The 12,855-nt window shown below is 54.9% G+C and carries 10 protein-coding genes; 9 read left to right on the forward strand and 1 reads right to left on the reverse strand.

Annotated elements, in window-relative coordinates:
- Positions 1-170: 170 nt before the first annotated feature.
- From E6C51_RS00975 to der, 7 genes are all read left to right on the forward strand, one after another.
- A complete protein-coding gene (locus E6C51_RS00975; RefSeq protein ID WP_190234728.1) occupies positions 171-1,217 on the forward strand; it encodes an LLM class flavin-dependent oxidoreductase in 1,047 nt (348 codons plus the stop codon).
- A 33-nt stretch (positions 1,218-1,250) separates the two neighbouring features.
- Entirely contained in the window at positions 1,251-2,006 is a 756-nt protein-coding gene (map, locus tag E6C51_RS00980) for a type I methionyl aminopeptidase (RefSeq protein ID WP_146933151.1), read from the forward strand.
- Positions 2,007-2,122: 116 nt separating this feature from the next.
- Positions 2,123-3,328 (forward strand): YbfB/YjiJ family MFS transporter, encoded by a 1,206-nt coding sequence (locus tag E6C51_RS00985; RefSeq protein WP_190234729.1) that lies wholly within the window; start codon positions 2,123-2,125, stop codon positions 3,326-3,328.
- 96 nt (positions 3,329-3,424) lie between these two features.
- The gene (gene sbmA / locus E6C51_RS00990; protein ID WP_190234730.1) at positions 3,425-4,675 is read left to right on the forward strand and encodes a peptide antibiotic transporter SbmA; all 1,251 of its coding nucleotides are present in this window, start codon (positions 3,425-3,427) and stop codon (positions 4,673-4,675) included.
- 166 nt (positions 4,676-4,841) lie between these two features.
- Positions 4,842-5,420, forward strand: coding sequence for an NnrU family protein (locus E6C51_RS00995; RefSeq protein ID WP_190234731.1), 579 nt, complete (start codon positions 4,842-4,844; stop codon positions 5,418-5,420).
- A gap of 251 nt (positions 5,421-5,671) precedes the next feature.
- Entirely contained in the window at positions 5,672-6,343 is a 672-nt protein-coding gene (locus E6C51_RS01000) for a tetratricopeptide repeat protein (RefSeq protein ID WP_146933159.1), read from the forward strand.
- A 49-nt stretch (positions 6,344-6,392) separates the two neighbouring features.
- Positions 6,393-7,826 (forward strand): ribosome biogenesis GTPase Der, encoded by a 1,434-nt coding sequence (gene der, locus E6C51_RS01005; RefSeq protein ID WP_190234732.1) that lies wholly within the window; start codon positions 6,393-6,395, stop codon positions 7,824-7,826.
- Between the two features lie 45 nt (positions 7,827-7,871).
- On the opposite strand, the gene E6C51_RS01010 is transcribed toward der, so the two are convergent.
- Positions 7,872-8,939, reverse strand: coding sequence for a glycosyltransferase family 4 protein (locus E6C51_RS01010; RefSeq protein WP_190234733.1), 1,068 nt, complete (start codon positions 8,937-8,939; stop codon positions 7,872-7,874).
- 246 nt (positions 8,940-9,185) lie between these two features.
- Between E6C51_RS01010 and bglA the strand changes: the two genes are divergently transcribed.
- Positions 9,186-10,850, forward strand: coding sequence for a beta-galactosidase BglA (gene bglA / locus E6C51_RS01015; protein ID WP_190234734.1), 1,665 nt, complete (start codon positions 9,186-9,188; stop codon positions 10,848-10,850).
- A 132-nt stretch (positions 10,851-10,982) separates the two neighbouring features.
- Positions 10,983-12,809 (forward strand): M23 family metallopeptidase, encoded by a 1,827-nt coding sequence (locus tag E6C51_RS01020; RefSeq protein WP_190234735.1) that lies wholly within the window; start codon positions 10,983-10,985, stop codon positions 12,807-12,809.
- The last annotated feature ends 46 nt before the right edge of the window (positions 12,810-12,855 follow it).

The raw sequence follows: 12,855 nt of genomic DNA on the forward strand, positions 1-12,855 counted from the left end.
AATCAACAGTGTGAAAAGTTGAGTCAGCTACCGGCTTTACCCCTTTGAATATAGGGGTAAATTCGCATGTATTCATGGGATCGTCTTTTTTCTGAACAATGCGTTTTCAACCCGGCGTTTGCGCTCGCGCCCGCTGGTCGCTATCTCTGTGTCAATGATAGGAGATAGTGATGGAACTCGGACTTTATACCTTTGCGGATGTCGATCCCAATGCCGCCAACAAAGGCTTGGAGGCCAAGCGCCGGGTGGATGAGCTGCTGGAGGAAATTCAGCTGGCTGATGAGGTCGGTTTGGATGTCTTTGGTCTTGGTGAGCATCACCGCCCCGATTATATGGCGTCTTCGCCCGCTACCATTCTGGCGGCGGCGGCGGTGAAAACCAAAAACATCCGGCTCACCAGTGCCGTCAGCGTGCTCAGCTCAGACGATCCGGTGCGGGTGTTTCAGCAATTTGCCACTGTGGATCTGCTCTCAGGTGGGCGGGTGGAAATGATGGCCGGGCGCGGCTCCTTCATTGAGAGCTTTCCTTTGTTCGGCTATGATCTTGAAGATTATGATCTTTTGTTTGCTGAAAAACTTCAGCTCTTGATGGAAATCCGCGAAAACGAAGTGGTGTCCTGGCAGGGAGAAACCCGCAAACCCATTCAGGGAAGAGGGGTTTATCCGCGCCCGCTGCAAGACCCTCTGCCTTTGTGGATTGCGGTGGGTGGTACGCCACAATCGGTGGCACGGGCAGGCGCACTTGGCCTGCCTTTGGCGCTGGCCATCATTGGTGGGGAGCCGCATCGGTTTGCGCCTTTGTTTAATCTCTACCGCCAGAGCGCCGAGCGCACCGGAACGGATCCCTCCCTGTTGAAGACCTCCATCAATGTGCATGGATTCATTCATGAAACCGACCAATCGGCGGCCGATATTTTCTATGAACCGCAGGCCGTGGTGATGAATCGCATTGGCCGAGAACGCGGCTGGGGGCCGACCAACCGCGCCCATTTTGATGCCAGCCGTGGGCCGCAGGGCGCTTTGTTTGTGGGCAGCCCCGAAACCGTGGCCGAGAAGATCATTGCGCATCACAAGATCTTCAAGAACGATCGCTTCTTGCTGCAAATGGCCATTGGCCCCATGCCGCATAAAGAGATCATGAAGGGCATCGAGCTTTATGGTTCGAAAGTGGCCCCTCTGGTGCGCGAGGCATTGACCGCAAACACGTTGGGGGCGTAAGCCAGCCAAAAACCAAACTTTGAAAGCGTGCCAATGATTATTGCCAATGATGATGAATTGCAGGGCCTGAAGGAAATTGGCCGTCTGTGCGGTCTTGCAGTCAAAACCATGGCAGCCTCGCTTGAGCCCGGCATCACCACCCGTGAGCTGGATTTGATTGGCCGTAAAGTGCTGGAGGATGCCGGTGCGCAATCGGCACCGGAGCTATGCTACAAATTTCCGGGTGCCACCTGCATCAGTGTTAATGAAGAGGTGGCACATGGCATTCCCGGTGATCGGGTGATCAAGCCCGGCGATCTGGTCAATATCGATGTCTCGGCCGAGAAAAACGGTTTCTTCGGCGATACCGGAGCCTCTTTTCTGGTACCGCCCGGCAAGCCGAAGACTGAGCGCCTGCTGCGCGATGGCAAGCGGGCGCTGTTTTTGGGTATTCAGCAGGTCAAAGCCGGATTTCCCTTTGCAGGCATTGGCCGCGCCATTGGTGCCTTTGCCGATAGCCACCGCTATACGCTGATTGAAAATCTGGCCAGCCATGGCGTGGGTCGCTCACTGCATGAAGAGCCGCGCGAGCTCTCGACCTGGGCGGACCCGGATGAAACCCGGATCATGGCCGAGGGGCAGGTGTTTACCATCGAGCCGTTTTTGTCGCTGGGTGGCCAATGGGCCGAAGATGGCGGCGGCGATGATCAATGGACGCTCTATAGTGAGCCACGGGCGCTCACCGTGCAATTTGAGCACACTGTGGTGGCCACCAAAAGCGGACCGCTGATTTTGACTCTTGTGGAGTAACGGGCGTGGAGTAACGGCGGATTGAAACACGGATTTGTGACCCGATCCGCCGGCTCGCTTCGCTCCCATCAAAAATTATGAATTGTCAGGTTTTGCCTGTGGTGCGATAGCAGGTCATGAGCACCGTACAATCTCGCCGATCTCTCGTTCTTGCCGCCATAGCCGGTGCCTTGGCCATGGCATCGGCCATGGGCTTTGGCCGTTTTTCCTTCACGCCGATTTTGCCCGGCATGATGACCGATCTGGGGCTTTCGGCCAGCGATGCGGGCTTGATTGCGTCTGGCAATTTTGCAGGCTATCTGGTGGGGGCCGTGCTGGCGGGCAATAGTTTTGCCAGCGGACGAGAGCGCGGGCTGGCGATTTTATCACTTTTGCTCAATGCTGTTTTGCTGGCGGCGATGGCCCTGACCAGTGACGTTGACGTCTTCGTGTTTGTGCGGTTTTTATCCGGTGTTGCCAGCGCGTTTTCACTGATTTTCTCAAGCTCCGTTGTGTTGTCCTTTGCTGCTGGCAGTGAGCACGCGCAATCCACCCATTTTGGCGGTGTGGGCTTTGGCATCGCGCTGTCCTCTTTGCTGGTCTTTGTGATTGGTCAGATGCACGGCCTGTTTGGCCTCGCTGGCTGGCGGCTGGATTGGCTGGTTGGTGCAGCTGTCAGCTTTGCAGCCACCATTTTGGTGGCCGCGATGTTGCCTCGTGTGGATAGTGCCCGCGCCCGGCAAGCCCCGGAGGGCAAGCTGATCTGGACACGCAAATTTCTGCTGTTGCTGTCGTCCTACGGCCTGTTTGGCTTTGGCTATGTCATCACCGCCACCTTTATCGTCACCATGGCCCGGATGGCTCACACAGGTGCGGTGATCGAGTATCTCTCATGGTTTTTGGCCGGTCTTGCCGCGGCCATTGCCCTGTTTGTCTGGCACCCGCTGATGCTGCGACTGGACCTGGTTGGGGCCTATTGCGTGGCGCTGCTGCTGGAAGCGATCGGGGTGTTTTGCTCCGTTGCTTTGCCCGGCGTGGCAGCGCCTTTGGTGGGCGGCGTGGCGCTGGGCGCAACGTTCATGACCATTACGGCCTATGGTTTGCGACTGGGGCGGGTGCTGGCCCCCAAAAGCCCACGCAAGGCGCTCTCGATGATGACGGCAGCGTTTGGCGTTGGCCAGATCATCGGCCCGCTGGTGGCCGGTGCCGTCGCCCAGCGTAGCGGCAGTTTCACCCTCCCAAGCCTGATCGCAGCTTTTGTGCTGCTGCTCAGCCTTGTTTTGGCCTCATCCCTGTGGACAAGCATGCAAAAGGCAAAAAGTCAGGCCATTACAAATGCGTAAGGATAGTTCTGCGCTCTTGTCGCATTGCAGTAACTGACTTAGTTTGCGGCTAAGGTAAGCCGCCAATATCGAATACTGTCAGGAAAGTCAGTCCCCGTGTTTCACTCATTCTTCCCCAAACCTAAAGTGTTCTTTATATCCGCCATTGTGTGGACATTGGTGTGTATATTTGGTTGGTACCTTTATGTGGCAGGGCTGGGTGACAGTCTTGGATTTGCCGCGCCAGCGGATGGGAAAGAGCCGTTTGACCTGACGTATTTTCTGATGCCGAGTAATGTTTGGTTTTATGGCTATTTTGCTTTGTGTCTGGTAGTGTTTGGTATTGTTTGGCACATCAAAGCCAAAGATAACCCATGGAAAGTCTGGTCTATCTGGGGTTCGATATTGATCATCTGCGTCACCTATTTTGGCGTGCAGATTTCGGTTGTCATCAATAACTTTCGTCGGCCGTTTGGTGATCTGCTTCAAAATGCACTTGCGCAAAAGCCGGGTATTACCGTCTGGAATTTTTATGATCTCCAGATTGTTTTTGTGAAAATCGCGTTTCTCAGTATGGCTGTGTCTATTCTGACAGACTTTTTCACCAGCCACTATATTTTCCGCTGGCGCACGGCGATGAACGACTTTTACATGTCGAAATGGGAAAAGCTGCGCCACATTGAAGGTGCTTCCCAGCGTGTGCAGGAAGACACAATGCGCTTTTCCAGCACGCTGGAAGGTCTTGGCATCACCTTGATCAATTCGGTCATGACGTTGGTTGTGTTCTTGCCAATCCTGTTTTCTTTGTCTTCTTACGTCACGGATTTGCCAATTATTGGCGAAATTCCGCATTCATTGTTTTGGCTGGCACTGTTTTGGTCTGCATTTGGCACGATCCTTCTGGCGACGGTTGGCATCAAACTGCCTGGTCTCAACTTTCGCAATCAGCGCGTTGAAGCGGCCTATCGTAAAGAACTGGTGTATGGCGAAGACCATGCAGACCGGGCCGAGCCAGCAACAGTGAAAGAATTGTTTGCAAACGTTCGCAAAAATTATTTCCGGATGTATTTCCACTATCTCTACTTTAACGTTGCCCGTTACTTCTACATACAAGCTGATGCAGTGTTCTTGTTAACAATGCTGGTTCCCACAATTGTTGCAGGTAAAATCACCTATGGCATATATCAGCAAATCGCGACTGCCTTTGGGCAAGTGAGTAGTTCTTTCCAATATTTGGTTAGTTCCTGGACAACAATTATCGAGCTGCTTTCGATCCATAAGCGTCTTAAAGCTTTTGAGGCCGCCATTGATGACGAGCCGTTGCCGGAGATTGATCAGCGCTACATGGCGCGGCAAGAGCAGGATTAACATCCTTCACGGGTTTTGATGCAGCAATGAAAACGGTCGGGATTTCCCGGCCGTTTTGCGTTTCGCGGCAAAGGACTTGATAGCAGGCAAAGTGGGTGGGCTATAGTCACAGGCGCTGTCCTGCGCTATCACTCTTTGCATCGTGGTTTAGAGGGAACCTTTCTGTATGCTTATTCTCATTCTTGGCCTCGTTCTGTTTTTGGGCCTGCATTTGATCCGCACCGTGCTACCCGGCGTGCGCGCGGCCATGGTGGAGCGATTGGGGCTAAACGGCTGGAAGGTTGTGCACGCCACTCTGGCCATTTTATCCATGATGATTATCATTTACGGCTATAGCATTGCGCCCGTGGTCAATGTCTGGTTTCCGCCCATGGGCATGAACCACCTGACCATTACCCTGATGCTGATTGCCACCATCTGTCTGGTGGCGGGTCTTTTGCCCGCAGGCCGCATCGTGGTTTTGACCAAGCACCCGATGGTGCTGGCCATCAAAATCTGGGCGCTGTCGCATCTTTTGTCCAATGGCGATGAGCGCTCGATCATTCTGTTTGCTGCGTTTTTGGCCTGGGGCGTGATTTTGCGTATTTCTATGAAGCGCCGCCTGCGCGCCGCTGAGATTGTGCCAAAAGCATTTGTATCGGCAAAATATGACCTCTATGCCGTGGTGCTAGGCGTTGCGATATGGGCGGCAATCACCTTCAAACTGCACGAATTGCTGATTGGTGTGGCTCCGCTTGCGATGTAATACGAAGATTCATTGAAAATGACTCTTCGTATCCTTTTTGCAAATATCTCAAGCCCGTGATGCATTTGAGATATTTGCAATTTCTTCAAGGCGAGGATGCGTGAGCATCTTCGAGACTTGGCATAAAATGACGATTTACGGGGGGCTTGAGCCATGAATTGCCATCCGCCCCCTTACAATAGTGTAAAAATCGGGTAGAAGGCGCAGCATCAGTTGATCGATTGAAACATGGCTTGAGCCCGGAATTTGTTATGGCAGACCAAAACGACAGCTTTATTCGCGAAGTGAATGATGAACTCCGCTCGGAGCAGATGCAGCGCGCCTGGCGCAGGCTTGGGCCGATCATCATAACGCTTGCCGTTCTGGTTGTTCTGGGCACGGCGGGCTATCGCGTTTATGATTACTGGACCGATGACCGTTCATCGCAGTCTGGCGATCAATTTCTGGCAGCGCAAAAGCTGGCAGCCGATGGCAAGACAGATGAAGCTTTGAAGGCGTTTGAGGCGCTGGAAAAAACCGGCTTCGGCAGCTATCCTGTTTTGGCAGAGTTTCGCTCGGCCAGTCTGCTGGCGCAAAAGGGTGATGCGAAGGGTGCTATTGCCGCTTTTCAGGCGCTTGGCAAAGACAATGCCGTGCCGGAAGCGCTTCGCGATGTGGCCCATATTCGCGCTGGCTGGTTGCTGATCGACAATGGCACCTATGAGCAGGTGTCGGCGGAAGTGGAAGCTTTGGCAACACCCGCAAACGGCATGCGCAGCTCTGCCCGCGAGGCTTTGGGCCTTGCCGCCTACAAGGCTGGCCAGCTGGACCGCGCCCGCGAATGGTTTGAGCAGATTGTGGAAGACACGCAGGCACCGCGCAATGTCAGCAACCGCGCCCAAATTATGCTGGACAATATCGCTGCCGCAACAAAGACTTCTTAATTTGACACGTGCCCGGAAACGGGTGGCAACAACCGGATACTAAAATTTCATGAGCTTTACCGTCGCCATCGTCGGACGTCCCAATGTGGGCAAATCCACGCTTTTCAACCGTCTGGTTGGCAAGAAGCTGGCGCTTGTCGATGACATGCCCGGCGTGACCCGTGATCGGCGCCCCGGCGACGCCAAGCTGGTGGACCTGCGTTTTCGCATTATCGATACCGCAGGTCTGGAAGATGCAGGCCCGGAGACGCTGGAAGGCCGCATGCGCGCCCAGACGGAAGCGGCAATTGACGAGGCCGATCTGTCGCTGTTTGTGGTCGATGCCAAAATGGGCCTGACCCATGTGGATAAGACGCTTGCCAATATGCTGCGCAAGCGCGGCAAGCCCGTGGTGCTGGTGGCCAACAAGTCTGAGGCCAAGGGCTCGGACGGCGGCTTTTACGATGCCTTCACGTTGGGGCTCGGCGAACCTGTGCCGATTTCTGCCGAGCACGGCCAAGGCATGATCGATCTGCGCGATGCGATTGTCGAAGCCCTCGGCGAAGACCGTGCCTTCCCGGACGAGGATTATGACGATGTCGCCGAAACCGACATTGCCCTTGCACCAACCGGCGATGATGATGAAGAAGACGAAGATGCGCTGTCGCTCTACGATGAGAGCAAGCCGCTGCGCGTCGCCATTGTTGGCCGTCCAAATGCTGGCAAGTCAACACTGATCAACCGCTTTCTCGGTGAAGATCGTTTGTTGACCGGGCCGGAAGCGGGTATTACCCGTGACTCGATTTCGGTGGAATGGGATTGGCGCGGCCGCACCATCAAGATGTTTGATACCGCCGGTATGCGCCGCAAGGCCCGCGTGACAGAAAAGCTGGAAAAGCTGTCGGTTGCCGATGCGCTGCGCGCCATCCGCTTTGCGGAGACGGTGGTAATTGTGTTTGACGCCACCATTCCCTTTGAAAAGCAGGACATTCAGATTGTTGATCTGGTGTTGCGTGAGGGCCGGGCTGCGGTCTTGGCCTTCAATAAGTGGGATCTGGTCGAAGATCCGCAGGCTCTGTTGGCAGAGCTGCGCGAAAAGACCGAGCGCTTGTTGCCGCAGGCGCGTGGCATTCGCGCCGTTCCCATTGCCGGGCAGACCGGCTATGGCCTTGAAAAGCTGATGCAATCGATCACCGACACGGATCGGGTGTGGAACAAGCGTATCTCGACTGCCAGGCTGAACCGCTGGCTGGATAGCCAGACGACGCAGCACCCGCCACCAGCCGTGTCTGGCCGCCGCCTGAAGCTGAAATACATGACACAAGTGAAGGCGCGTCCGCCTGCCTTCATGATTTCCTGCACACGGCCCGATTCCGTGCCGGAAAGCTATCTTCGCTATCTCACCAATGGTTTGCGCGTTGATTTTGATATGCCCGGCGTGCCAATCCGCATCCACCTGAGGGCGGCAGACAACCCGTTTGAGGGGCGCAAGCGCAGGCGTTAAGCTGTTTTGTCAGGGAAAGCGTTTTTCACGTTTCCCTGAAAGGGCCTAGCTGCCCAAGGCTTGTCTCATCGCTTTTCGCCGCCGCAAGCGCAGGCGGCGTCTTCCTTGGGCTTTTGCTTCAATAACATTATCCAGAAACTGTCTGGTGGCGGCAGTCCACGAATAGTTCTCTGCCAGCGCGCGAGCGGCAGTGCGCGATGCATCCAGCGATTTGACGCAGGCGAGTTTCAAGTCGTCATCCAGCGCACCTGCTTCGGGGTCGGACAGAATATCGATAGGCCCGGTCACCGGATAGGCGGCGACGGGAACGCCAGAGGCCAGCGCCTCGAGAATGGTATTGCCAAATGTGTCGGTTTTCGACGGAAAAACAAAGACATCGGCCTGAGAATAGGCATAAGCGAGATCTTTGCCATGCTTGACGCCGGTAAACAGCACATCGGGATAGCGCGCAGCCAGCTCATTGCGGGCAGGGCCATCGCCGATCACCACCTTTGAGCCCGGCAGATCAAGATCGAGAAAAGCGGGCAGGTTTTTTTCCACCGCAATGCGTCCGACAGTCATGAAAATCGGGCGTTTGAGGCCAAATGGCTCATCTTCCAAAGGCTGAGGATGAAAGAGCTGGGTGTCGATGCCGCGACTCCAAAGCCGTAAATTACCAAGTTTTTTGGCTTCCAATTCCCGTTTCAGGCTCTCAGTTGCCACCATGCAGGCACCACCGGCGCGGTGAAACCAGCGCACATAGGCATAGAGCCAAGTCAAAGGAATGGGCAGGCGGGCTGCGACATATTCGGGAAAGCGGGTATGATAGCTGGTGGAAAAAGCCACCTGATTTTTAACGCACCAGCGCCGCGCCAAAAGGCCAAGCGGGCCTTCTGTGGCAATGTGAATAAGGTCCGGCTTGCTGTCTCGAATGGCTTTGGCGATGCTGGCAGGCCCGGTGAGGGACAGTCTTATTTCGGGATAGGTGGGCATGGGCACGCTTTTAAAGGCGGCAGGCGTGATCATCGAGACACTCACGCCCATTTTCGCCAATTCCGCATTGGTGTTTTCAATGGAGCGCACCACGCCATTGACCTGCGGATGCCAGGCATCTGTCACGATTGTCAGCCTCATCGCGCGCTCCCTTGAGTTTGTCAGGAAAAAATGGAATCCGGCTTTTCCGAAAAGACAAACCAAAACAAAACAATGCAGAGTGGATTACGCAACGCGACTCATAGACGCGCCGCCACTGTCTATGCGCTTATGAGCCAGATTTGTAACAGGTGAATGAAACACACTTTTCTGTGACGGCCACTGGTTTTTACACCCTTGCCTCTATAGCTTTCCTTTTATGATCGATGTTCAAGACGGGAAAGACGCATGACAAAAAGCACGCAGGCCGCTCAAAAAGACACACACAAAAATGCTGACTGGTGGCGTGGTGCGGTGATTTATCAGGTCTATCCACGCTCGTTTCAAGACAGCAATGGCGATGGCATTGGCGATATCAAGGGCATCACCGAGCGCTTGCCTTACATTGCCTCGCTGGGGGTGGATGCCATCTGGCTTGCGCCGTTTTTTACCTCGCCCATGGCCGATATGGGCTATGATGTTTCTGACTATTGCGATGTTGATCCGATGTTTGGCACGTTGCGCGATTTTGATGACATGATGGCCAAAGCCCATGAGCTTGGCCTTAAAGTGATTATTGATCAGGTCATTTCACACTCCTCCGATCAGCATCCATGGTTCAAGGAAAGCCGCACGAGCCGCGATAATGACAAGGCGGACTGGTATGTCTGGGCGGATGCCAAGCCCGATGGCACGGCACCCAACAATTGGATGTCGATTTTCGGCGGTCCCGGTTGGGAATGGGACGGCGTGCGCAAGCAATATTACATGCATAATTTTCTGGCGTCCCAACCGGATCTGAATTTTCACAATCCGCAGGTGCAGCAAGCGGCGCTGGATGCTGTGCGCTTCTGGCTGGAGCGTGGGGTGGATGGTTTTCGCCTCGATACGGTAAACTATTACTTCCATGATAAATTGCTGCGCGATAATCCGCCCCACACGGCTGACAGCAATGAAGCAGGGCTGGATGCGCCCGATGTGAACCCCTATGGCATGCAAAAGCATCTCTATGACAAGACGCAGCCTGAAAATGTTGGCTTTCTGCATAAATTGCGGTCGCTGCTGGATGAATATGGCGGGCGCACCACAGTGGGCGAGGTGGGCGATGGCGCGCGTTCCTTGCAGACCGTTGCGGCCTACACCAACGGCGGCGACAAGCTGCACATGTGCTACACGTTTGATCTTCTTGGGCCGGAGTTCAATGCTGCCCATATCCGCAACTGCGTGACATCGTTTCAATCGATGGTGCAGGATGGCTGGGTTTGCTGGGCCTTTTCCAATCACGATGTGATCCGCCATGTTAGCCGGTTTGCGCCGACGGTGCAGGATCGAGTGGCGATTGCAAAACTGGCAATCACGGTGCTGGCCTCCCTGCGTGGCTCGGTCTGCCTTTATCAAGGGGAAGAACTGGGCTTGACGGAAGCAGAACTTGCCTTTGAAGATCTGCGTGACCCTTATGGCATTCGCTTTTGGCCAGCCTTCAAAGGCCGTGATGGATGCCGCACGCCCATGGTGTGGGAGGGACACTCCGCCAACGCGGGATTTTCCGAAGGTAAGCCATGGCTGCCGGTGCCAGCTGCGCATCAGGCACGTGCGGTGGACATTCAAGATGGCGATGGAAGCTCGGTGCTTACACACTATCGGGCCGTTCTGGCATGGCGAAAGGCCCAGCCGGAAATGATCGATGGTGACATGTCCTTTATCGATCTCAACGAAGATGTGCTGGCATTTGTGCGCGAGAAAGACGGCAAGAGGCTGCTGTTTGTCATCAATATGACCATGGAGCCGAATCAGGTGACGTTACCTGCGGAATTTGTGCCCCAGGCGGTGCTGCCGCTTCCCGGCATGAATGCTACTTTCGCGTCAGGTGTGGTTCGGCTTGCTGCTCTGGATGGCTTTTGCGCCCGACTTTGATGTGCGATTGTGGACAAGTTTTCAAATCCGTGTGAGCCTTGCCATGTGGGGGTGATCGCGCAATGCGCGGTCACATTTTCGCCATCTGCTGCGGCACAAGTCGGCGCATAATTTTGAGGGAGATGTGTGCCTATGGTGGGCGTTGAACCGTGTAGAGCTGGCGAACTGGAACTCGAATTTTTCGGTACCATTCGTCCTCATCAGACGGTGCGCCCATTTTCGCTGCACAATCATTGGCGCACTGTTGCGGTCCTGGTGCTTTTGGCAGCGGTGCCTGCCGGTGTGCTGGTGAAATTCATGGATGGCAATTTTGTAAAAGCGCCTGTGCGGCCCGCGGTGGTTTTGCTTGCCAAACGCCATCGTCAGGTTGCGCGCAAACAGCCGCGGTTGCGCGTGCCGGTTGGGGCCATAAAAACCGCCAAAATGAACATGATTGAGGCCCGCATGGATGGGTCTCTGGCCAATAACACCTATTTTTCGACCTCTATTGACCTGTCCGATGCCTCGCCTGCCGAATCCCAGGATGATCAAGGCGCTGTTGCCTCGCTTGCCGCCTATGGCAATCAGAATGCGACCAAGCCTGATCCGTTTAACCTGATCTTGCACCATGAAAAAGAACCGGGCGAAAGAGGAGAGGGTGAAGAGGGAGAGGGGCATGCGTTGCTGCACCCCGGACCACGTCTTGTCAGCCAGCCTGTGCGTGGTGTGCCCATCAATGTCAGCGTTGCCACGGAAAGCCCGGCACCTTCGGTGCGGCGGCTGGTGGCCATGCCCGCCAAGCCACAGGATTTGAGCGATATCGGCGGCACATTGAACGTTTCCGATGACGAGTGGGCGGCCCTTGGCGAAAAACTGGGTATTCAAAGTCTACAGCCGGGTGAACGTCTGGAGATTATCTACAGCGAGGCCGATGAGGTGACCGGCGACTCTCATATCATTCTTGCCCGCTATGTCAGCAAAAGGGGCCATGAGGAGCTGGTTGCCCGGCAGCACAACGGGCAATGCGAAGAGATCCGGGATCGTGCGATTTATGAACGGCTCCTGGCAGAAGCTCTTGCCCATCATGACGATGAGGCCGTGGTGCAAGACACCGCCCTTTCTGTCAAGAAATCAGCTATTGCCGCTGCAAAATCACAATACCCCTCTGTGATGGCCCATATGAAGCGCGAAAAAGTGCCCATGACGGTGGCGCTTCAGGTGGTGGAACTGCTCAAGCTCAATGATGTGCACGTGTCCGACACGGATGACGCCTTGTCAAAACTGCATGTGGTGTTTCGCAAGGTCGAGAGTGGCGAGGTTGAGCTAGTTTTCCTTGGCATCGATGAGGGCGGACACGAGCGACGCTTTTACCGCTATCCCGGTCGCCTGGGCCATGATGCAGAGTTTCTCGATGAAAGCGGCCGGTCCGTCTCGAAACCTCTGATTGCTAATCCCGTGCCCGGCAGCCGGAGAAACGATGGCTTTGGCTGGCGCATTCACCCGATTTTGCATCGGCCGGAGTTTCACAATGGCGTTGATTTTGATGCGCCCATGGGCTCGCCCATTGTGGCCGGTGGCGATGGTGTGGTGATCAAAATCTCCTCCGAGAAAGGCTATGGCAAATATGTGCGGGTGAAGCATGATTTCGGCTATACCACCACATACGCCCATATTTCGGGTACAGCCAAAGGCCTGAAGGTGGGTGATCGCGTTTATCAGGGACAGGTCATCGCGTTTATTGGCTCCACCGGCCTGTCAACGGGACCGCATCTTTACTACGAATTGCGCTTGGGCAATAAATATGCCGATCCAACCAAGACAAAAATTCAGGCAGGCACGGTGCTGACAGGCGATGCGCTGTCAGAATATCATCGTGAAGTTGTTCGCGTGAATGACATCGCCAAATTTGTCGTCGCCTCGGCCAAATCGGTTGCCGATGCGGTGGGTGATGGCATTGAAAAAGTCGTGCAGCCCCATTGAGGCGAAGCTCTCAGTTTTGTTTGCGCATCGAATTTATCTGAAAACC

This window comes from Gillisella terrae, from assembly GCF_004801395.1.
GTDB lineage: Bacteria > Pseudomonadota > Alphaproteobacteria > Rhizobiales > Rhizobiaceae > Allorhizobium > Allorhizobium terrae.

Coding starts and splice junctions, on each gene's coding strand:
- E6C51_RS01000 (WP_146933159.1), top strand. CDS start 5,672: ATGGCAGACCAAAACGACAGCTTTATTCGCGAAGTGAATGATGAACTC.
- E6C51_RS00975 (WP_190234728.1), top strand. CDS start 171: ATGGAACTCGGACTTTATACCTTTGCGGATGTCGATCCCAATGCCGCC.
- E6C51_RS01010 (WP_190234733.1), bottom strand. CDS start 8,939: ATGAGGCTGACAATCGTGACAGATGCCTGGCATCCGCAGGTCAATGGC.
- E6C51_RS00995 (WP_190234731.1), top strand. CDS start 4,842: ATGCTTATTCTCATTCTTGGCCTCGTTCTGTTTTTGGGCCTGCATTTG.
- der (WP_190234732.1), top strand. CDS start 6,393: ATGAGCTTTACCGTCGCCATCGTCGGACGTCCCAATGTGGGCAAATCC.
- E6C51_RS01020 (WP_190234735.1), top strand. CDS start 10,983: ATGGTGGGCGTTGAACCGTGTAGAGCTGGCGAACTGGAACTCGAATTT.
- E6C51_RS00985 (WP_190234729.1), top strand. CDS start 2,123: ATGAGCACCGTACAATCTCGCCGATCTCTCGTTCTTGCCGCCATAGCC.
- map (WP_146933151.1), top strand. CDS start 1,251: ATGATTATTGCCAATGATGATGAATTGCAGGGCCTGAAGGAAATTGGC.
- bglA (WP_190234734.1), top strand. CDS start 9,186: ATGACAAAAAGCACGCAGGCCGCTCAAAAAGACACACACAAAAATGCT.